This window comes from Allocoleopsis franciscana PCC 7113, from assembly GCF_000317515.1.
Lineage (GTDB): Bacteria > Cyanobacteriota > Cyanobacteriia > Cyanobacteriales > Coleofasciculaceae > Allocoleopsis > Allocoleopsis franciscana.
In genome coordinates this window covers 4,530,335-4,550,526 of sequence record NC_019738.1, presented here as the reverse complement: position 1 = coordinate 4,550,526, position 20,192 = coordinate 4,530,335, and the positions used below count along the sequence as shown (strand labels likewise).

Below are 20,192 nucleotides of genomic sequence, written 5' to 3'. Positions count from 1 at the left end.
AATTTTGGTTTTACAGTCTAGAGTCAATTGCCGAATGGATGTAAATTGGAGTACTTGGCGTGAAAATTGAAATTCCCCAATCCATAAGTTTTTCGGAGTATACAAAGCTACCCTACTATCCAGAAGATATCTTAGAATACTTTGGCTACAAACTAGAGAAGAGAGCGATCGCACATGAGAAAGGTGAGATACCTCCAGGGACAACAGCTCTTTCTGAGCGCATTAAAGCTTATCTGCCCTATGTCTCCCTAACTAGTGAGATAGGAAAAAGAGAGTTCTTAATTGCTCCTGTTTTAATAGAGCTGGCATTAAGTACTCAAGTCCAAATCCGACCGGAATATCCCGTGAAAGTGTCGGAGCAACTGCGAGGTTCTTTGGATTATTTGTTAACTCGCAATAAACAGTTTATTGTTATTGAAGCTAAAGATGATAACTTGCAGAAAGGGTTTGTGCAACTTGCTGTGGAACTAATTGCCGTTGCTACAGCCGAAGACAAACAACTTCTGCGCGGTGCGGTGTCAATTGGAACCGTTTGGCAGTTTGCCGTACTGGATAGAGAGAACAGTGTCTTGACACAAGACTTGAATTTATACCGAGTTCCCAATGATTTGGAAGAAGTAATGCAAATTTTGTCGGGAGGATTAGAATGAGTTATTCCAAATTTACTTGAGCGGGACTTAAACGAAATTGCTTATATGATATGGATAAATACTGCAATCGCTTGCGAGAACTAAACCAGTAGTTTTCTATTGTAATTCCCTGATCGCTTGTCCGTATTAGTGGCACTGAGAGGCTATTTCTTCTCTTCTGTCTCTCCTGATTCCGGATGGACTCTCGCCATAAAGCCATAACCACTCAAAACGCCAGTTGACTCTTGCAACAGGTTGAAAACTGACAGCGCGACTGATAGATTTGAGCTACTGTATCCTTTGGGTTAAGCCTCAAGACTTCTTTAAAGCGTTGTGCTGCTTGTTTCGTTGCCTGCTGATGGTAGAGGAACAATCCTTCTTCAAAGATCGTTTTCGTGGCTAACTTCCTCTCTTGGACTTGAGGCTCATCCCCATCAAACACTTCAAAAACCGCCACAGCTTTTGATTTTCCTTTAACTTTAACCTTGTCGATAAAGCGAATACTATACTCCATTGGGTTTTGCAAACGAGCCAAAGTGTAGTGAGTGATTAACAAGGGTACCCTATACTCTTTCGTTAGGCTTTCCAAACGGGCGGCTAAATTGACCGCATCACTAATGACAGTACCATCCATTCGGTTTTTTCCACCGACAGTTCCCAGCATTAAAGAACCTGTATTGATGCCAATGCCAATTTTGATGGACACATATCCAAATTTAGCGCGATTTCGATTATATTCAGCCAACCGTTGCAACATTGAAATTCCCGCTAAAAGAGCATCATCCGCACCCCCACTAAACAAAGCCATAATCCCATCGCCGATGTATTTATCAATGAACCCTTGATTTTCGATCAGCGCTAATTCCATGCAAGAGAGATAGTCATTGATAAAGTTAAAGCTGTCTTGGGGTGTCATACTTTCCGATAAGGTGGTGAAGTCGCGAATATCGGAAAATAGCACCGACATTTCTTTCTGCACTTGGTCGCCCAATCGAACATCAGCTATGCTTTTTTTGTCTAATAACTGGAGAAATTGACTAGGGACAAATCGTGAGAAAGCTTCGTTGAGTTGATACAGTTCATTCGTAAATTGTTCTCGTTCGGCTTCAGCTTGTTTGCGATCGCTAATATCTCGACCCTCTACAATGAGATACTCAACTTTACTGCTAGCATCCCAAATAGGCTTAATTGAAAAATCAAGGGTAGCCGTGCGATTGTTTTCCCCTAACACATCAACTTCATAGCGAATAAATTGACCTTGAACCGCTTGAGTAACGGCAGCTTGCAACTGAGCTTGAGTGATAGGCGAGATTGTCCACCAGTAGCACTCCCAAACAGGTTTTCCCACCACATCAGATAGCTGCAATCCGCCAAAATCAAGTGCCGTTTGGTTAGCTTCTAAAAGAATACCCTGTGTGTTGAGCATTCCTGTAAATTGAAAGGTTTGATTAAAAATTGCTCGAAACTTGCGATCGCTCGCATCGAGTTTAGCAATTAGTGCTGCTTGTTCAAGATTTAACTGCTGGAGCTTAGCGTTTTTTAAATCTAGATTTTTATCCTGAATGTAGCTATTTATAGCTTCCGTAACCGTCAATCTTAAGTCTTCAGATTGCCAAGGCTTGGCGATATAACGATATAATTTTGCATAGTTGATTGCATTCGTTACGGCTTCCAGGTCAGCTTGCCCCGTTAGCATGATTTTCAGCGTTTTGGCAGAAAGCTGATGAACACGCTTTAACAACTCATCTCCCTTCATATCGGGCATAATATAGTCAGAAATAACTAACGGTACTTCATCTCCTTTCTCTAGCAATTCTTCAACTAACTCTAAAGCCTCCTCTGCCCCTTCAGCAATTTCGATCAAGTAAGCATTCCCAACTGCCTTTTTTAGTTCAGCTTTCAGACTTCTGAGTACAGTTGTCTCATCATCAACACAGATAATTACTTGTTTAGTCATAATCAGTTTTTAATTATTGGTTATTTGTATAAACTTTTACATAAATCTAGGGGGTTGACCTATAACGCATCCGTTGCTATCTATGTGGCAGGTAACTGCTCTTTTGAAGCATACATAAATTCAGAGCAGGGGGAACAGATTCTTCCAAATAACCAATATCCCCTGACCCGCATTAGGTCAGTTATAGTTTTGCCAAAACTGATTGAATAGTTTCCACTAATTCTTCTTTAGACCAAGGTTTATGTAAGCAGCGATAGAGGTTGGCTTCATTGTGAGCTCGTTCAATTGCTGCTTCATCAGCTTGGCCTGTTAGCATGATTTTAATAATATTAGGAAATTGCTGATGGACTGTTATGAGAAATTCATCCCCTCTCATACCAGGCATTAACCAATCCGAGACAACGATTACGATGAGCATTTCCGACTCATTGAGTTCCTTAATTAACTCTAGAGCTTCATCGGCATCTTGGGCTACTTCATAAGAGTAGACATCCCTAAATGCTGTTCTAAGTTGTCTTTTAAGACTCTCCAATACGATCTTCTCATCATCAACACACAAAATAATAGGTTTGCTCATTGCTCATTGTTTATTGCTAACGGTTCATTATTCATCGGCTTTCTACTATTAGCTATTTGCTATTGGCAGTGAAACGATAAATTTAGTTTGACCAGGAATCGATTCAACTTCAATTTTCCCCTGGTGTTTTTTAATAATTTTTTTAACGATATCTAACCCTAACCCACTACCTTCACCTGGGGGCTTAGTAGTAAAAAATGGTTCAAATATTTTCGGTTTAATTTCTTCGGGTATCCCTGCGCCAGTATCAGTAATACTGATAGAAGCATACTGCTCTTGCTGCATCACCTCAATCGTTAAAGTGCCTCGATAATCCATCGCTTGTAAGGCATTATGGATGAGATTTGTCCAAACTTGATTGAGTTCGTCAGGATAACATAGTACTGGTGGTAATTCTGTATAGTTTCTCTTCACCTCTATTCCTTTTTTGAGTTGGTTTTGATATAGAGTTAACACGGTGTTAATTCCTTCACTCAGGTTGGCTGGAATCATTTCACCCGACTGGTCGTAACGGGCATAAGTTTTCAAAGCAAACACCACTTTAGAAGCACGTTCTGTAGCTGTGTTAATTGTGGTAGCTCCTTTTTGGATACCTGAAAGGTTATAGGCTATTTCTAAGATGTGTGAGCTATCGGGTCGTTTTAATAGTGGTAAAAAGGCATCAACTTCATTATAAATTCCCATATCAACTAAGGCATCAGCAAGGATGTCAGCATTTTTAATTTCTTCCGATTCCAGTTGGTTCTTTAAAGCTCTCTTTAATCGGCGTTCTTCTTTGGTAGATAATGTTAGTTGGGATTGGAGTGACCGTTGCAGTAAAGCTAAAAAATCCTGTGCTTGCTCTAGAGAGAGAGATTGAAACAGTGTCGGTAACTGTTCTAGAGTTTGATTCAAAGATTCAGAAATATTCCCGACTGAAGAGCGAATGGCTCCCAAGGGTGTATTAATTTCATGGGCAATGCCTGCAACGAGTTGTCCCAATGCAGCCATTTTTTCTTTTTGAATTAGTTCTTCTTGGGTAGTTTTTAGTTGTTGCAGGGTGTTTATCAATTCGTGATTGGTTTGGGCTAATTCCTCATTTTTCTGGAGGAGGCTTTTTTGCAGATATTGAATCGCCAAATGGGTTTCCACGCGAGCCAAAACCTCTTCCAATTGAAAAGGCTTAGTGATGTAGTCCACCCCGCCAACTCCAAAAGCTTTTACTTTATCTAGCACTTCACTCAAGGCACTGATAAAGATAACCGGGATGTGGCGAGTTGTTGGAGAAGCTTTGAGCTTAGAGCAGACTTCATAGCCATTCATATTCGGCATTTGAATGTCCAACAAAATCAGATCGGGCGGTTCTGCTAATGCCCCGACCAGTGCTGATTGGCTATCAATAGCAGGTCTAACGGTGTAGCCGTTTTCCGTCAACGTCCCCACTAAAAAGCGTACATTGGCTGGGGTATCATCAACGACTAAAATAGTTCCTTTTGACTTGTTCATTATTGTTTTTTTTGATAAATGATTAGGTTTATAGTTGCCCTTTACGGCTAAAGCGAAACTACGAACGAAGAGTTTCTTTGGCTTGCCCAATTAAGGAAGCTATCTTGGGATACTCAAAACCCTCAGCTAAAATCGCCAAGGCATCGGCTAAAGGGGCATCAAGAGTACGGATTTCATTAATTAGGCTGTCAATTTGGTTCATCTTGGAACGGATTGTCGCCTCTTCTAAATTAGTGAGTAAATCGAAGGGGAGAGCGGCAAGCGCAGTCGGAGTTAGAATTTCTTGAATATCAACAGAAGTGTTTGTGTTTATTGTTGTGAGGGATTGAACGTCCCTAACATCTTCGTAGATATAACGTACACCAATATGTTTGTTCATCGTGTCAAAAATGTCTGCCTCTCGGAATGGTTTACGGATAAAATCATCGCAACCAGCAGATAACACAACGGCTCGTTCTTCTTCTAAACTAGTGGCTGTCAAGGCAATGACGGCAGTGGCTTGCCCTTTGATGGTGGCTTTAATTTGTTTGGTTGCTTCGTAGCCATCCATAACTGGCATCTGCATATCCATCCAGATTAAGTGCGGTTCCCACTCGTCCCAGATTTCAACAGCCTCTTTACCATTGCTGGCTTCTCTGAGTTCAAAACCAAGGGGATTCAACAGTTTAATCAGTAGCTGGCGATTGCTCCATTTGTCATCGGCAATCAGGATACGGTAGCGGGGTTGGTTGGGTTCTAAGGCAATGACTTGGCGAGTGGGTTGTTTGGTTGTGATGGAAGCGGCATCAACCGGGCTAACTAAAATGTCAAACTTGAAGAGGGTGCCCTTGCCAACAGAAGATCTTACGGTTATTTTGCCACCCATTAGTTGCACAAAAGAGCGCGTTATGGGCAAGCCTAAGCCTGTCCCTTCTTGGGATTCTTTGCCTGTTTTGGTTTGCACGAAGGCTTCAAAGAGGGTATCTAACTCTTCCGCCGCCATGCCTGCACCTGTGTCTTCGATTTCAAAGGTAATTGCTAATTTTTTAGGGCTTATTCCTGACTCTTTGCCAGTAGCTTTTAGTGATTGACTATTGTTCATTCCCACTCGCACCGATACCCCTCCTTGTTTGGTAAATTTGAGGGCGTTACTAAGTAGGTTAATCAAGATTTGACGCAACTTGGTTTCATCAGTTCGCATATATTGAGGAACATCCGATGCGCGTTCGCAAATCAACTGCAATCCCTTATCATTAGCCTTGAAGCGGAACATATCTTCTAAGTCGTCAAGCAGACGATAGAGGTCGAAGTTCGTTTCGTTAAGGGTGGTGCGTCCCGCCTCAATTTTAGATAAATCTAGGACGTTGTTAATCAGGGTGAGCAGGTGTTCGCCGCTACGGCTGATGATACCAACATTTTCGATATGTTCGGGGGGTAGGGTTTTAGAGCGAGTCATCAGTTGAGAAAAGCCAAGAATAGCATTGAGGGGGGTACGCAATTCATGGCTCATGTTGGCGAGGAAGGTGCTTTTAGCTTTATTTGCAACTTCAGCCTTTTCTTTCGCTACCCCTAATTCGGCTGTGCGTTCCTCTACTTTCGTTTCTAGGGTGCGGTTAGACTCGGCTAAATCGGCATAAAGCCGTGCATTTTCAATAGAGATGGCGGCAGAGGAGGAGAGGACTTTTAAGACTTCTAATCGATCGGGGGTAAAGGCTCCAGTTGTCAGATTATTTTCTAGGTAAACAATACTGGTAAGTTTGCCTTGATTAATCAGAGGAACGCACAAGATAGATTTGGGCTGATGCTCTTTGATATAGGGGTCGTTAGTAAAGTTGCCCTCATGAGTGGCATCATTCAAGACTACACTTTCACAAGTGCGAGCGACATAATTGATGATAGTCTGCGAAACTCTCCGATCGCTTTCAATGGGGATTGACTGCAACACTGTGATGTTATCTGAATTTACGGAACCTGACGCTTCAATCCGTAGTTTTTCCTCAGTTTCTAAAATCAAATAGCCACATTGCGCTCCGGCATTCTCAATGAGAATTCTCATCAAAGCAGTGAGTAATTTATCCAGTACAATTTCGCCGGAAATCGCTTGAGACGCTTTCATCACAGTAGCTATATCTAAAGCTACGCCTGTTCCAGTACTAGTACTTCTGGTTGTTGCTGTGGGTGTCTCTGTAATGCTCCTCACGCCAGATGATTTAGCCACTAATTGCGGATATTTTTCCTCCAAATCTTCCATCTTGCGCTTAGCGCCCCAGCGCTGGTAGCCATAGTGGGCTTCACTCATGTAGACTCTAGCAATCTTCTCCTTCCCTTTCCCTAACCAAAACTTAGCTGCTAGTTCCGACGCTAGCGCTTCATTCTGCAAAAATTTATTTTCTCGGGCTGAGGAGATCGCTTGGTCATACAAATCCTGCGCTTCCAGAGCATTGCCTGTAATTCGCGCCAACTCAGCTTCGATTAGCAGACGTTGATGAAGGTAGGTACTCGGACAATGTTTACTCCAGAGTTTGAATTTCTCAAGATTCGATTGAATCTTCTCCACGTACTGTGCCTGTTTTTCACCATCAGCATAGTCATACCCAACTGATAAAGCTAGACATTGATGAAAATGGAAAGCCGGATTAATAAAAATCCCCGTCGCGCCTAGCAAATATTTTTCGGCAGAGTTAGCATACTCTATTGCTTTCTCAGAATCTGAATACCAGTTGGCTAAAGACAATTTACAGGCTATTTCTATAAATACCGTGAATAAATCATTTTTTTCAAGGCAAGACTTAATGATCTCCTTGGCATTCGGCCATAAGGATTCATTAAGAACACTCCAATCCTCAACAGGTTCAATCAAATTATAAATAGTCGCTTTAATCGCATAATAATATTGCACCATATTTGGATCAACTTTTTTCAAGCCGGGGATAATTTTGTCAATTTCTTCTGATAATTCTTTTAACGAATCAGTGCCCCAAAAACACATGAACAAAAAGTTGATTGCACAATATCCGGCCCATTGATATGCACCGTTTGCTACGCCGCTATAATAACCTCTCATTAAATGCTCTTTAGAGCGATCAAGAGGTTCAGTGTAATGGGAAACAAATCCTCCCCACATATTTAAAATTAATGCTTCATAACGCTTCATTTGATACTTGTCATCGTTCAATCTCAAGGCTAAATTTCCAAACTTATAGGCGGTTTCAAAATCTTGCGCTACAAAGGCAAGTGTTAATGAATAATATATATACCCAACTGAAGAATGAGGACTATTTCCATAGGTGAGCGATAGCTCAATCATTTTTATGCCTAGTATGAACAGCAATCTAGACCCTAAAAAGTAAGATGGAGGTACACATTCTCTAAGGAGTACCATAGCAGCAAGTTTTTCAGGGTCTTGCATTTCAGGAAGGTCTATAAAATTTTCAATTTTCCGGGCAGCGATTGTCTCATTAGCCTGATTCACTTCGGCGATAAGTTCATCTTCTTCAGGAAAAGCTTTCAAATTGATTCCCAATAGTTCAAGGGTCTGTACTCCCAGATATAAGGAGGATTCCAAATCATTTTTCATTCGATATAACGTCACTTTATATTCATTGACTTTACACCGATCTAACAAACTATCGATATGCTCAAGGGCTTCATCAAAAGTTGATAAAGCTTCGTCCCAACTAGCCGTTAAATATTCTATTTCACCTTTTTCAAGGTGATATGAAAATGTCTGATGATAGTCTTCCTCCCAGCTATTAGGGGGTAAAAGTTTTATCCCGTTCGTTATATATATTAATGCAGGTTGATAGGCTGAAGATAATTTAGCTTTTCTTCCAGCGATTAGATTTAATCTAGCTAATTGTTCTTTTTCCCATTTATCACCGAGCAATGATTGTCCTGTGTTCAGGTGATTGACTATATCAAAAATTCGTTCTTCTAACTCATATTTTTCAAACTTATTCAACAGAAGGCGACCAATTTTTAAGTGGATTTCTTGTTTATGTTTTTCGTCAATCAGAGAGTAAGCTGCTTGCTGCACCCGGTCATGCAAGAATTTATAATCTTGAATTAACAGTTCTTCATCTAACTCGGATGTGGGCAAGATTAACCCGGACTGAACTGCTACTGTTAGGTCTTTACAAACTTCCGATGTGGATTTTTCACTGATGATAGAAAGGGTGTTTAAGTCGAAATCCGCACCTACACAAGCTGCTAAACGTAAAACTTGCTGTGTAACTGGTGGCAGTTTCTTCAACTTGCCAATCATCAACTCCACCACATTGTCAGTAATGCCCTTAGCTTCAATGTTTGAAACATTCCACTGCCAGCCGTGATATTCAAGATCAAAAGTTATCAGGTTTTCGGCATGTAGGGTTTTGAGAAACTCATAGACAAAGAAAGGATTGCCTCCTGTTTTATGCACTACCAACTCCGCCAAGGGTTTTACTGAAGAGGCGTCACTGTGCAAAGTATCGGCAATTAACTGGCTAATATGTTTACTATCTAAGGGAGCTAAGGTAATAAAGTTGATAGTTGCCCCAAGATTCCGTACCCCCTCAAGAGTTATCATCAACGGATGAGTGGGGTTGACTTCGTTATTCCGATACGCCCCTATTAGAAATAGGTATTGTGTATCTGTATCCGTCATCATCAGTTCGATTAACTTGAGCGTTGCCGAGTCTGCCCACTGCAAATCGTCTAGAAAGATCACTAAGGGATGCTCTTTTGCACAAAATGCCCGAATCAAGTTTTGGAAAACCAGATTAAAGCGATTCTGGGACTCAGTAGAGCTTAATTCTGGCACGGGTGGTTGCTTGCCTATAATCAGTTCCACTTCCGGAATCACTTCAATAATCACTTGTCCATTGGAACCAAAAGCAGCAAGGAGTTTTTCTCGCCAAAGGTTTAGTTGTGCTTCGCTTTCCGTTAACAGTTGGCGCACCAATCCGGCGAAAGCACTGACGACAGCTGAGTATGGAATATTGCGCTGAAACTGGTCAAATTTTCCGGAGATGAAATAGCCACGCTTTTGAGTGATGGGTTTATGAACTTCTGCCACCAATACTGATTTACCGATGCCGGAATAACCCGCCACTAGCATCATTTCAGTTGTGCCTTGGCTCACTCTATCAAACGCTGTTAGTAAGGTTTTAACTTCTGACTCTCGTCCGTAAAGCTTTTGGGGAATTTGAAACTTGTCGGAAATATCCTTAGAACCGAGAGGGAAATCTGCTATAGTCCCATTAGCTTGTAACTGAAACAGACATTCTTCTAAATCAGCTTTGAGTCCCCAGGCACTTTGATATCGTTCCTCTGCCGTTTTCGCCATCAGCTTCATGACAATATCCGAAACGGCTTTAGGACAAGGTTCTCCCCCTCTGCTCCTCACTAAAGCTCCGGTCTCCTCCTCTCCTCCTAAAAGATGAGGGGGTATTGGCTGTTTTGCGATATGACAATGCACCAGTTCCAATGCCTCGCTACTTGCAAAAGGTAAGTGTCCCGTCAGTAATTCGTAGAAGGTAACGCCGAGAGAGTAAAAGTCAGTGCGGTAATCTAAAGAACGATTCATTCGTCCCGTTTGCTCCGGTGACATATAGGCTAATGTGCCTTCTAAAACATTGGGATTTTTCAGCGTAGGATTTTCGCGGGTTAATTGAGTGGAGATACCAAAGTCGATGATTTTGATAATTTCTGTTTCTGGGTTAAAGACGATGTTGGCAAGATTAATATCTTTATGAATAATATTGCCACTGTGAATCGCGCCCAATATCTCTGCTATTTTGATGGCTAACTTGAGGAATTTCGCTAGAGATAAGACATGCCCTGCATCTACAGAGCCATTGAATAATTGCTTTAAGGATGATGCGCCAAAATCCTCTAAGATAATGACCAGAGTTCTTTGATACGGTTCTAAGGCATAAGCTTTAACCACACCATCGATGTTCAGATTACGAGTGATTTCATATTCCTGCTTATATCGAGTGAGTTCCTGAGGCGTGGGGTAGTCTTGTTTCAGAACTTTGAGAATTACTGTATTGCTATCCTGCTCTCGTATACCTCGATAGACAATAGAATTGGCACTTTCATAAATTTGGTTAATAATCTGATAGCCAGGAATAGTAATCATAGTTAGGTTGGATTTACAATGAGGAATTTGTAGATAAACAGAGGTTTGAGGTATAAAAAATTACAAAGTAACAGCTTTATCCGCTGGGAATGAACTCTTTAAAATCACTCAGAGGAGATAAAGATAAAACTAATCGGGATTTTAGCTTTCGTACAGATAGAAAATAGCATTATAACCCAAGAGTTTTGATGCAAAAGCTAAAGTCTACACTCGTACCAATACTTACAATGATTGTTTGAAAAGATTTGATCAACACGATGAATGATCGCGGTAGATGACGAGGTTTATGCTCAGAGAGTAACGATGCACCGCAATCCTAATTCAGATGATCCTAACGTTAGCATGTTTCACTAACAAGCAATGGCTAATAAGAGTTGCATCAACAGTTTTGAGAAGAGACAAGGAGGAAAAGGGGATAGTACTGAGACCGAAAAAGTTATTTGCAAAAATGGGATGCTCCCTATAGGCAATGCGCTAATGGCAAAGACACGGAAGCCGCGATCGCACCTCCTCATCTGTGGGAAGCCGTCAAACGTGCGATCGCCTTTCCCCTACCAAATTATTCCTTGCCCAGCAGAAAACCAGCCCGCCGATCTATGCTCCTACCCAGGGAGTCATTGGATTTAAGCTATAACTCTGAGAATATGAGTTAAGTATTTTCATCGCACAAAAGCAATTAATAAATTATGTCGCAAGGCTGATCCTGCCCCATAACCTAGGAATTATGGGGAAGACTTACCATAGATTCATTCTGCTAATCGCTTCCCAGTTATGAGCTATTGCCTGAATCCAAGCTGCTCGAAGCCCCAAAACCCCAAGGACATCCAGTTGTGCCGAAGCTGCGGGTCAGCCTTGTTATTACACAAGCGTTATCAAGCCCTAAAGCTAATTGGTCAAGGTGGCTTTGGCAGAACCTTTCTGGCGGTGGATGGAGGTAAACCCTCTCAACCACGCTGTGTGATTAAGCAGTTTTTCCCCCAACAACCCGGTACGGATCATGCCCAGAAAGCCGCAGAATTATTTCGCCAGGAAGCTAAGCGATTAAAGGAACTCGGCAAACATCCCCAAATCCCCACACTATTGGCTTATTTTGAACAAAAAGGACAGCAATACTTAGTCCAAGAATGTATCGAGGGGCAAAATCTCGCTCAAGAACTCACAGAGGAAGGCGCTTTCAACGAAAGCCAGATTCGGGAATTGCTCACCAGTTTGCTACCCATCCTCAAATTTGTCCATGACCATCAGGTCATCCACCGGGACATTAAACCCGCCAATATCATTCGCCGCATTTCCCCCACTCTCGGAACCCAACGGGGGGCAACACTCACACATTCCCGAAAAAGTCAACTGGTTTTAGTCGATTTTGGTGCCGCCAAATTCGCAACAGGAACCGCCTTATTGAAGACAGGAACTTCCATTGGTAGTGCTGAATATACCGCTCCTGAACAAATTAGAGGTAAAGCCGTTTTTGCTAGCGATCTTTACAGCTTAGGCGTCACCTGCATTCATCTGCTCACCCAGATTCCACCCTTTGATTTATTTGATAGCAGTGAGGATACCTGGGTTTGGCGAGATTTCTTACTCAATCCAGTGAGTGATGCTTTAGCCAGGGTTTTGGACAAATTACTGCAAAGTGCGACCAAGCGACGCTATCAATCCGTCGCGGAAGTTGTCAGGGACTTAAACCTTGTGCCGACTCCAAGAGCCACACAAACTTTTTCAGTCCCTAGAACCCATAGCCGGTCTACACCTCAAACCACTCCAAAACCAGCGGTTCAGGCTTCCACCGCATCACCCCTACAAACCCCAGGCTGGTTGGATGCAGACATTTTCGAGGACTATTGTGATCAAACCCAGTGCGTTTTTCCGTTTGACGTGGCATCAGAAGCTCCGATTCAGCCTGTCGCTCATCCGCATGATTCATGGGTTACGACGACACCGAAAAACCTGCGGCAAGCGGCAGCTGTAAGAGTGGGATTTGCTACGTTGATGATTTTCGCAACCAGTAGTTTGGTGCGATTGGCAGCTAATCATTGGACTGAGACACAGCTTTCTCCTGGGGATTCACTCTCGACGCTATTAGACACTGAGCCACCCAGGTCTGACTTTTTAGAAATGGCTCAACCCATCTATACTATCTCTAAGTCAGGCTCAATACTGTCCCTTGCCATCAGCCCAGATGGTCAAACCCTGGTCAGTGGGAGTGATAGTGATTGGTGGGAAGTTTCTCCCTCTGCTGAACAGGGCACATCTCGCTCGCTCAAAGACCAGCAGCAAAGTAAAATTACAGTTTGGGATCTGCCGACCGGAAAACGGCGTTACACCTTAGATACTCAGTATCCAGTTTGGTCAGTTGCCCTCAGTCCCGATAGTCAGATTTTGATCACGAGCACGACTAATCATAGTTCCGATCAATCGGGCGTCTCTGGAGATAAAGGCAGTATTCAGCTTTGGCATTTGGGCACTGGCAAACTACTCCACACCATCCCAAAATCCGTAGAGGATGGAAAGTTTGTGGCAATCAGTCCCGATGGGCAAACCCTTGCCAGTAGCGCGAATGAAAGCATCAAGCTTTGGGACTTGCAAACGGGAAAACTGATCCGCATTCTGGATGCACAAGCATCGGGTGTTGATTCTCTGGTTTTTAGTCAGGATGGACAGACGCTTGCCAGTACTGGGTTTGACGGTAGCATCACCCTATGGAATCGGCGTACTGGAGACTTGATCCGCACCTTAGAGGGACAAGTTGGTGCTTTAGATTCCATTAGTATTAGTCCTGATGGTCAAACTGTAGTGAGTGGTATTACCAAGGGAGAACAGGGAGCGATCGCCACTTGGAATGTGCATACCGGCAAACTGATACATACATTCAATCCACCGAATCCGGTTGATAAAGTAGCTATCAGTCCCGATGGGAAAACGTTTGCTACTAGCACTTGGGATTCCAAGGCAGGAATCATTAAAGTTTGGAATCTAGAAACCGGAAAACTGATTCGGACTCTACAGGCTCACCTGAGTGTAGTTGATTCTCTCAGCTTCAGTCCCGATGGAAAGACCCTCATCAGTGGCAGCCTTGACCAATCCATCAAAATTTGGCAGGTTTATCCTTAACTGGGCGAGGTTTCAAGGTACAAGTTGTGTTGTTGTATACAATCTGCCTTTACACAAATGCCCTTCTCTGAGCAGATAAGAGTTGAGTGTGGAGGCTGGTATCTTGAGCAAGATAGCTCATAGGCAGAGAGAAAGCATAAGTTTGCTGAACCCCAGTGTACCCTTCTGGGGTCTTTTTTTTGGAGTTCAGGTAACAATATAACTACCTATTTATCCAGCTATCCCAATGTATCCAGTCACTCTAGGGTATGACGAAGCCAAGAAACGAATAGAATCATTAATCCGAGATGGATATTGTTCAGAAGCCTTGGTGACAGCAGTATTTACCGCTGAAAAAATGTTGAGGCGTACCCTACGACAAATCATTGTCTCTGCTGGTTTTACTAGTAAGTCGGCTGAACAATTAATGAGTTTAGCGAGAGGCTTGATGGCTTTGAAAGAACAATGGTTAATTTATGAACCCCATCAGAGAACACTAATTGAAGTGATTGGCAATCAGGAATGGCAACAAATTTGTACTTTAGCCAAGATGCGGAATAAGTTAATTCATGGAATTCGTGTCTATGAAGCGGAATATTGTCAAGAGCAGGCGGAAAAATTCCTTTTTACTTTAGATATTGTTAAAGAAAAATTAGAAGCCACCTATGGTTATAGCGGATGGGAAAGGCTAGCCGCCCGGAAAAAAAGTAAACTTCATATAGACCCCAAAATTAAAGTGACACCAGATTAATTGGGTTCTTCATGTTCGAGATTCATTATCGTTGACTATCCGACCATTGCTCACAAAGATAAGTCAAAATGACCTGCGCCCCTTGCTGAACAATCTCCTGAGGTGGCGAAGTCAGTGGATTATCCCTGAGGGATAGTGCTGTCAGGTTGGTGAGATTAGAGATTTCTTTGGGAAGCACTTTCAGTTGGTTATGACGGAGGTGAAGCTGCATTAAATTGGTAAAATTTCCGATTTCTTTGGGCAGTGCCGTTAGCTGATTGTCGCTGAGGAAAAGCTGTATCAGATGGGTGAGACTTCCGATTTCTTTTGGCAGCGTCGTCAGTTGATTACTGCCAAGGTAGAGTTGAGTCAGACGGGTAAGATTGCCGATTGCTTTTGGCAGTGTCGTCAATTGGTTGTTGTAGAGGTCTAGCGCTGTTAGATGGGTGAGATTACCGATTTCTTTTGGCAGCGTCGTCAGTTTCTTTTCTGATAGGTTAAGGGACGTTGCGCCCTCCTTCGCTGCTTTTTCAATAACGTCGAGCAGTTCTTCGTCTGTCACTAGCACTCACAACCAATGAGAATCTCTGGGTCAAGTGTAACGTTTAGGCGTTAGCGTGATGCATAGCGATCGCCACATTATCAGCATCCCGTAACGGTTATTGCACACATCTGCCAGAGCAATGACTTCCACATCGAAAAATTCGGTTTCCCTCAAAAACCAGGTTTCTGACAATCATAGAAGTAGTTATTCATTTCTGTAATTGCTGGTTTGTGTTTCATGACTACTAATGATGCTCTTGCCTCCCGTCCTTTGCCTCCAGGTAGCTTCGGTCTACCCTTCATTGGCGAAACCCTGAGCTTTCTATCCGACCCAGAATTCGCTGACAAGCGGCATCAAAAATATGGCCCGATTTTCAAGACCCAGATTTTGGGGCGTCCCACTGTTGTTATGGTCGGGCCAGAAGCGAATCGCTTTATTTTATCCACCGATATGCATCGGTTTTCTTGGCGTGAAGGATGGCCTAACACCTTCAAAGAACTGCTAGGCGAGTCGTTATTTCTGCAAGAAGGTGAGGAACATCGCAGGAACCGCAAGCTGTTGATGCCAGCTTTTCATGGCCCAGCCTTAGCCAATTACCTGACTTCCATGGAAGGCATTGTCCAAAATTATTTGGAAAAATGGGAGAGTCTGGGAACCTTTACCTGGTTTGGTGAACTCAAACAGATGACGTTTGATATTGCCAGCACGTTGCTGATGGGTAGTGAACCGGGGCCGCTCACAGCGCTTTTATCGCAATGGTTTACTGAACTAACGGCAGGTTTATTTTCTGTGCCGTTGCGCTGGAATTGGACTACCTACGGTAAGGCACTTAAAGCGCGAGACCAACTCCTGGCTCACATCGAACAAGCGATTATTAAACGGCAGAAAGAACCCGCACAGGATGCCTTAGGATTGCTGGTGCAGAGTCGCGACGAAGAAGGCAATGGTTTGAGCTTGGAAGAAATTAAAGTTCAAGCACTCCTGATGTTGTTTGCAGGTCATGAGACGACCACATCCATGCTCACCTTACTGTGCATGGCTTTGGCGCAACACCCAGATGTGTTAGCGCGTGCTCGTGCCGAACAGCAAGCACTGGCGGCAGAGGGTGGCTTGACTTTAGAGCAGTTGAAACAAATGAGTTATCTAGAACAGGTGCTGCGGGAAGTGGAGCGCCTGTATCCTCCTATTGGTGGCGGCTTTCGCGGCGTGGTGCAGGAGTTTGAATTTAATGGCTACACGATTCCCAAAGGATGGCAAGCTCTCTACCGGATTAACAGCACTCATAAAGATAGCCGAGTTTACACCGAGCCAGAGCAGTTTGACCCAGACCGTTTTAGTCCCGAACGAGCGGAGCATAAAAAACAAGAGTTTAGTTTAGTAGGGTTTGGCGGTGGCCCTCGCATTTGTTTGGGAATTGCGTTTGCTCAGATGGAAATGAAGATTTTTGCGGCGCATCTGCTGCGTCATTACACTTGGGAGTTACTGCCAGGACAGAATTTAACCCTTGACGTGATACCAACACTGCACCCCCGTTCTGGGTTACAGGTAAAGTTTCACAAGATATCGTAGAGCGATCGCACTTCTCTCTTTCCTTCTGCCCTCTGGCTTGTGTTTCTTGAGAGCCTCAACACCTTCCCCCAATCAGGTGAATCGGTCGGATGAAGCGATCGCCTTCTTGTTGCTGTAGTATAGTGTAGTATCGCGTACTCAGCGGTGGATTCCATGACCCTTCAATTTCAATACAGCACCCTTACCCAGAGCGAGGACGTTGAGCTACTTGGGTCTATCCTCGACCAATGTTTTCTCGCTCAACCGGGTAACAGTGCAGCCTACATCAATAAGGTAGGTATGGAAAACCTCCGTATCATCCGTCAATCTGAGCAAATCGTTGGTGGACTGGCGACGATTCCAATGGGTCAGTGGTATGGGGGGCAGCGTGTACCGATGATGGGCATTGCTGCTGTTGGCATTGCTCCCCAGTATCGAGGAACTGGTGCAGCGATCGCTCTGATGCAGCACACCCTCAATGAAATTTATGCTCAGGGTATACCGATTTCTGCTCTCTATCCAGCGACTCAACGCCTATACCGCAAAGCAGGGTACGAGCAGGCAGGTAACCGATGCAGTTGGGAAATTCCCACCGCGAGTATTCAGATTCGGGAACAGTCACTCCCACTGCAACCTGTAGTTCCCATCGATCTGGAGGTCTTTTATGACCTTTATCAGAAGCAAGCAAAACTCATCAATGGAAATTTAGACCGTCATTCCTTCATCTGGCAGCAAATCATCCACTCCTCTGAAAATGAAAGAGTATACGCCTATCTCATTGGAACAGGCGATCGCCCTCAAGGGTATGCCATCCTCAGTCAGCACGAAAAAGAGGATAAAACTTTTCTGCTTATCCGGGATTGGGTTGCTCTCACCTCTGCTGCGGCACAAAGCTTTTGGTCGTTTGTTGCCAATCATCGCTCCCAGATTGACCAAGTACGGTGGCGTGGCGCTGCAATTGATGTCTTGAGACTGCTGTTGCCGGAGCAAACGACCACGATCAAGTCTATGCAAACTTGGCTGCTGCGGGTGGTCGATGTCACTAAGGCACTGGAAAAGCGAGGGTATCCGTCGGGACTTCAAGCCGAACTGCACTTAGAGGTGCAAGATGATCTCATTGCTGAGAATAACAGCAGATTTATCTTGTCAGTTTCGCAGGGACAGGGTGAGGTGACTAAGGGGGGAACGGGAGAACTCAAGCTCCACATTCGGGAATTAGCCCCCCTCTACACCAGCTTGTTTACCCCTTATCAGTTGCAGCTAACCGGACGACTGGAGGCGACCGAAACAGCTCTCGATACGGCGGCACAAGTGTTTGCAGGGGTATCGCCTTGGATGCCAGATTTCTTTTAAAGAGTTTGGTAGGGGGTGCGATCGCGATGACTCATCGGCTAAATTTTGGCTAGAATCAGTTAGCTTGGCAAATAACATTGGTTTTAGTGCCAAAGAGCTTCGGAAATTACAGTCGATGGTACAGGAGAATCGAGAAAAGCTATTGGAGGCAAGGCAATGGGTATTTTGGCGATTCGAGCGGATGAGAGAGTTAAGGATGTTCGCTTTACCGAAGAGACAATTAGTGTCGATTTGATGGATGGTCGAACGATTACCGTGCCTCTGGTTTGGTATCCAAGATTGCTTAACGCTACACCTGAACAGCGATCGCAGTGGAAAGTAAGCGGTGGGGGTTACGGCATTCACTGGGAGGAGATAGATGAGGATCTCAGTACAGAAGGTATGTTACGAGGTGCTCCTGCTCCGAGGCAAAACTTATCTGCGGCAGAAGGACTTGCAACGTAGCAAACGAGTACCCGTCCCTTACAACGTTTAGTTAAACACTATTCAGCAGTATCCCTCTTTTGTCACTCTGGTCAGAGTAAAATATTTTTGCTCCTGTGATTCTATCCATCCGGAACATAAGCGTTGAACTTATTCATAATGTCTATTAAGTGAAAAAAACCTTGTTTCAGCATCGGAATTTGGAAAACCTTTAACCAAGGAGTGATTAAATGAAAGAAAATAGTTGGCTGAATAATCAAGCGTAAATTGTTGAGAATATTCTTCCAGCCCCGACCTTCATCCCACCATTGATGCTGGCAAAACTGACGCTCTAGCTTGTCAAAAGTGCTAGTAAATTGCTGGCGTGAGTCCGCCTCCTTAAAAATTTGAGACTGGAGAGAAACCATCAAATAGGCACTACAAACAATCTCCCACCACCTCTCGATAGTTTGATAATCAGTAACTCTGTAATCTGCCCAGCCTAATTCATCCTTGGCTTGCTTGAAGCCATATTCAATCCAAGTCCTTAGCCCATAGTTATTACCGACTGACTTTTGAATATCACCCACTAAATTAGTCATAATAAACCAGGTACAATTCTCCGGTAGCCCGACCGGGTCAGTAGTAATCTGCCAATATCTGAGGTGGCGTCGTTTACCAAAAACAATTTCCCTAATGTATCTCCCTTGTGTATCTCCATTAGAAAAAACGCGCTCAAATTTTTTCCACCTGGTGTATCGCACCCGCCATCCTTGAGGCATCCAGACCCCGTGGTTACTTCGGATAGCCACAACGAACTGGAGTTGATGTTGATTGAGAGCTTCAATAAAGTCCCCGCTTTCTCCATAAAGACTATCCGCTAAAACTAAGCGAAACTTAAACCCCATTGCTATTAGTTCATGAATAATTTCTATAGCTAACCGAGGTTTAGTTTTATAAACATCTTTCTCTTGCAAGCGAGACTTTGGCTTAAATATCTTAAAAATTAAGGGAAATGTAATACCCTCTAAAACTCCATAAGCATTGACCGATACTATCCCATTTTCAGTTTTTCCCAAGTTTCCAATATATTGCCGCGCTACATAATCTGTACTTTTACCTTTTTTATTGTCTCCAGTTTCATCAATACATAGGATAATTTCTCGCTCTTTTAAAGCCAGCTTTATTAACTCAATTCGTTGTTGTCTCACCGTTTCTATATCCCAAGGCGAGTTGGCGAGAAAATGATGTAACGATTGTGAGCTTTCTAGTCCTACGGCTCTCGCAATTGCAGGCAAAGATTTTCTTTTGATTTCTGAAATCATCCCTAAATGCAGGAACTTGAAACATTCAAAGCTCCTCACTTCTGGAAACAGATTCTGGTAGACAGCACAGTACTGATCCACAAAGGAAACGGTAGCAATCGCATCTCTGGGTAAGTTCATGGCAAACTCCCATCTGGCAGGCGTTCTATTGGTCTTCTCTAATTTTACTCTGACCAGAGTGACAAAAGAGGGATATCACCCTGCTCATGAATGAGTTGTTCGCTATACACACAGGATTTCCCCTCTGCCGCACGTAAGCTCCCCTCTCTAGGCGATAAACCTCAAACGGCTCATGCTTGTCCCGTTTCCAGTAGTCGGAATTATAGATGGTGTAGTAAAGTACCCGACTACCCAAGGGACGTGATGTCTGTATCTTAACGGTTTTAGCTTTCTAGAGTTAACGCTTGAAATCAAATCTGTAACGGCAGCTTTAGCGATCGCTCATCAGT

General features: G+C 43.5%; 15 protein-coding genes and 1 pseudogene. 8 read left to right on the top strand and 8 right to left on the bottom strand.

The annotated features are described in order from the left end of the window. Positions 1-59: 59 nt before the first annotated feature. Complete coding sequence (locus MIC7113_RS18885; RefSeq protein ID WP_015183772.1) at positions 60-650, top strand: hypothetical protein; 591 nt, start codon at positions 60-62, stop codon at positions 648-650. A 205-nt stretch (positions 651-855) separates the two neighbouring features. Here the strand turns inward: MIC7113_RS18885 and MIC7113_RS18880 are convergent, their stop codons facing one another. The 4 genes from MIC7113_RS18880 to MIC7113_RS18865 all read right to left on the bottom strand — a co-directional run bounded on the left by MIC7113_RS18880 (position 856) and on the right by MIC7113_RS18865 (position 10,751). After that, positions 856-2,586, bottom strand: coding sequence for an adenylate/guanylate cyclase domain-containing protein (locus MIC7113_RS18880; RefSeq protein ID WP_015183771.1), 1,731 nt, complete (start codon positions 2,584-2,586; stop codon positions 856-858). 181 nt (positions 2,587-2,767) lie between these two features. Then, positions 2,768-3,163 carry a response regulator gene (locus MIC7113_RS18875; RefSeq protein WP_015183770.1) on the bottom strand — a complete coding sequence of 132 codons (396 nt, stop codon included), beginning with the start codon at positions 3,161-3,163 and terminating at the stop codon, positions 2,768-2,770. Between the two features lie 48 nt (positions 3,164-3,211). Beyond that, complete coding sequence (locus MIC7113_RS18870; RefSeq protein WP_015183769.1) at positions 3,212-4,648, bottom strand: response regulator; 1,437 nt, start codon at positions 4,646-4,648, stop codon at positions 3,212-3,214. Positions 4,649-4,706: 58 nt separating this feature from the next. After that, positions 4,707-10,751, bottom strand: coding sequence for a hybrid sensor histidine kinase/response regulator (locus tag MIC7113_RS18865; RefSeq protein WP_015183768.1), 6,045 nt, complete (start codon positions 10,749-10,751; stop codon positions 4,707-4,709). 440 nt (positions 10,752-11,191) lie between these two features. Here MIC7113_RS18865 and MIC7113_RS36610 point away from each other — a divergent pair, with 440 nt between their 5' ends. The 3 genes from MIC7113_RS36610 (at position 11,192) to MIC7113_RS18855 (ending at position 14,592) form a co-directional block, all read left to right on the top strand. Beyond that, positions 11,192-11,404 (top strand): hypothetical protein, encoded by a 213-nt coding sequence (locus MIC7113_RS36610; protein ID WP_155898042.1) that lies wholly within the window; start codon positions 11,192-11,194, stop codon positions 11,402-11,404. Positions 11,405-11,522: 118 nt separating this feature from the next. Further along, the gene (locus MIC7113_RS18860; protein ID WP_015183767.1) at positions 11,523-13,862 is read left to right on the top strand and encodes a serine/threonine-protein kinase; all 2,340 of its coding nucleotides are present in this window, start codon (positions 11,523-11,525) and stop codon (positions 13,860-13,862) included. A gap of 226 nt (positions 13,863-14,088) precedes the next feature. Next, the gene (locus tag MIC7113_RS18855; RefSeq protein WP_015183766.1) at positions 14,089-14,592 is read left to right on the top strand and encodes a hypothetical protein; all 504 of its coding nucleotides are present in this window, start codon (positions 14,089-14,091) and stop codon (positions 14,590-14,592) included. A gap of 25 nt (positions 14,593-14,617) precedes the next feature. Here MIC7113_RS18855 and MIC7113_RS18850 read toward each other — a convergent pair whose 3' ends face one another. Then, positions 14,618-15,133 (bottom strand): leucine-rich repeat domain-containing protein, encoded by a 516-nt coding sequence (locus MIC7113_RS18850; RefSeq protein ID WP_015183765.1) that lies wholly within the window; start codon positions 15,131-15,133, stop codon positions 14,618-14,620. 30 nt (positions 15,134-15,163) lie between these two features. Then, positions 15,164-15,289 carry a hypothetical protein gene (locus MIC7113_RS38690; protein WP_256374758.1) on the bottom strand — a complete coding sequence of 42 codons (126 nt, stop codon included), beginning with the start codon at positions 15,287-15,289 and terminating at the stop codon, positions 15,164-15,166. Positions 15,290-15,352: 63 nt separating this feature from the next. Between MIC7113_RS38690 and MIC7113_RS18845 the strand changes: the two genes are divergently transcribed. Next, on the top strand, positions 15,353-16,684 hold the full coding sequence (locus MIC7113_RS18845) for a cytochrome P450 (RefSeq protein ID WP_015183764.1): 1,332 nt from the start codon (positions 15,353-15,355) through the stop codon (positions 16,682-16,684). Here the strand turns inward: MIC7113_RS18845 and MIC7113_RS36605 are convergent. Beyond that, positions 16,669-16,839: a hypothetical protein gene (locus MIC7113_RS36605; protein ID WP_155898041.1), complete on the bottom strand. Its 171-nt coding sequence runs from the start codon at positions 16,837-16,839 to the stop codon at positions 16,669-16,671. The genes MIC7113_RS18845 and MIC7113_RS36605 overlap by 16 nt on opposite strands. Between MIC7113_RS36605 and MIC7113_RS18840 the strand changes: the two genes are divergently transcribed. From MIC7113_RS18840 to MIC7113_RS18835, 3 genes and pseudogenes are all read left to right on the top strand, one after another. Beyond that, entirely contained in the window at positions 16,838-18,016 is a 1,179-nt protein-coding gene (locus tag MIC7113_RS18840; RefSeq protein WP_015183763.1) for a GNAT family N-acetyltransferase, read from the top strand. The two genes, MIC7113_RS36605 and MIC7113_RS18840, sit on opposite strands and share 2 nt — an antisense overlap. Before the next feature lie 19 nt (positions 18,017-18,035). Further along, a pseudogene (locus tag MIC7113_RS38480) lies at positions 18,036-18,201 on the top strand (DUF4160 domain-containing protein); the annotation flags it as partial. After that, complete coding sequence (locus MIC7113_RS18835; RefSeq protein WP_015183762.1) at positions 18,173-18,460, top strand: DUF2442 domain-containing protein; 288 nt, start codon at positions 18,173-18,175, stop codon at positions 18,458-18,460. The pseudogene MIC7113_RS38480 and the gene MIC7113_RS18835, both read left to right, overlap by 29 nt. Before the next feature lie 101 nt (positions 18,461-18,561). Here MIC7113_RS18835 and MIC7113_RS18830 read toward each other — a convergent pair whose 3' ends face one another. Beyond that, entirely contained in the window at positions 18,562-19,863 is a 1,302-nt protein-coding gene (locus MIC7113_RS18830) for an IS701 family transposase (RefSeq protein ID WP_015183761.1), read from the bottom strand. Between the last annotated feature and the right edge of the window lie 329 nt (positions 19,864-20,192).